This is a genomic window from Vescimonas sp. (genome assembly GCF_057856985.1).
On the sequence record NZ_DBLZXX010000044.1, the window covers coordinates 1 to 1293 of the forward strand.

General features: G+C 61.6%; 1 protein-coding gene. It reads left to right on the forward strand.

What is annotated here, in order from left to right:
• Nucleotides 1-1293, forward strand: a 1293-nt coding sequence (gene lysS / locus ACZM22_RS11145) for a lysine--tRNA ligase (RefSeq protein ID WP_489544122.1), incomplete at both ends; no start/stop codon positions are given.

Sequence of the window (1293 nt, forward strand, 5' to 3'; positions counted from 1 at the left end):
TGATGTCCAAGCGCGTAATGGGCAAGGCAAGCTTTGCCCACCTGCGGGACGATAAGGGCGACATTCAGCTGTACGTCCGCCGCGATGAGCTGGGCGAAGAGTCTTACGCCGCCTTCAAGAAGCTGGACGTGGGCGATATCATCGGCGTGAAGGGCGAGGTGTTCCGCACCAAGACCGGCGAACTGAGCGTGCGCGCCACCGAGCTGACCCTGCTGGCCAAGAGCCTGCGTCCCCTGCCCGAGAAGTTCCACGGCCTGACCGACACCGAGATGCGTTACCGTCAGCGCTACGTGGACCTGATCGCCAATCCCGAGGTGAAGGACACCTTCGTGAAACGCAGCCAGATCCTGAAGGAGATCCGCGCCTATCTGGACGAGAAAGGCTTTCTGGAGGTGGACACCCCCATCCTGACCCCCTTCGAGATCGGTGCATCCGCCCGCCCCTTCTACACCCATCACAACAGCCTGAACATGGACATGGTGCTGCGCATCGAGACCGAGCTGTACCTCAAGCGCCTGATCGTGGGCGGCATGGACCGCGTGTACGAGGTGGGCCGCATCTTCCGCAACGAGGGCATGGACCCCAAGCACAACCCGGAGTTCACCAGCATTGAGCTGTATCAGGCCTTCACCGACTTCCACGGCATGATGGATCTGGTGGAGGAGCTGTACAAGCGCCTTGCCCAGAAGATCTGCGGCAGCATGGTCATCCCCTATCAGGGCAAGCAGATCGACATGGGCCACTGGGAGCGCCTGACCATGGTGGAAGCCGTGAAGAAGTATTCCGGCGTAGACTTCAACGACTGGAAGTCCGACGAGGATGCCATCGCCGCCGCCAAGGAGCACCACGTGGAGCTGCCCGAGGTGCCCACCAAGGGTTCCATTCTGGCCGAGTTCTTTGATGCCTTCGTGGAGGACAAGCTCATCCAGCCCACCTTCATCTACGATTACCCCGTGGAGATCAGCCCGCTGGCAAAGCGCAAGCCGGACGACCCCGCCTTCACCGAGCGCTTTGAGTATTTCATCGACTGCACCGAGTACGGCAACGCCTTCAGCGAGCTGAACGACCCCATCGACCAGAAGGGCCGCTTTGAGCGTCAGGTGGCCGAGCGCAAGGCCATCGAGCCCGACTGCAAGGCACAGGTGGACTACGACTACGTGAACGCACTGGAGTACGGCCTGCCCCCCACGGGCGGTCTGGGCTTCGGCGTGGACCGTCTGGTGATGCTGCTCACCGACAGCGCCTCCATCCGCGATGTGCTGCTGTTCCCCACGATGAAGCCGATTGAGCAGT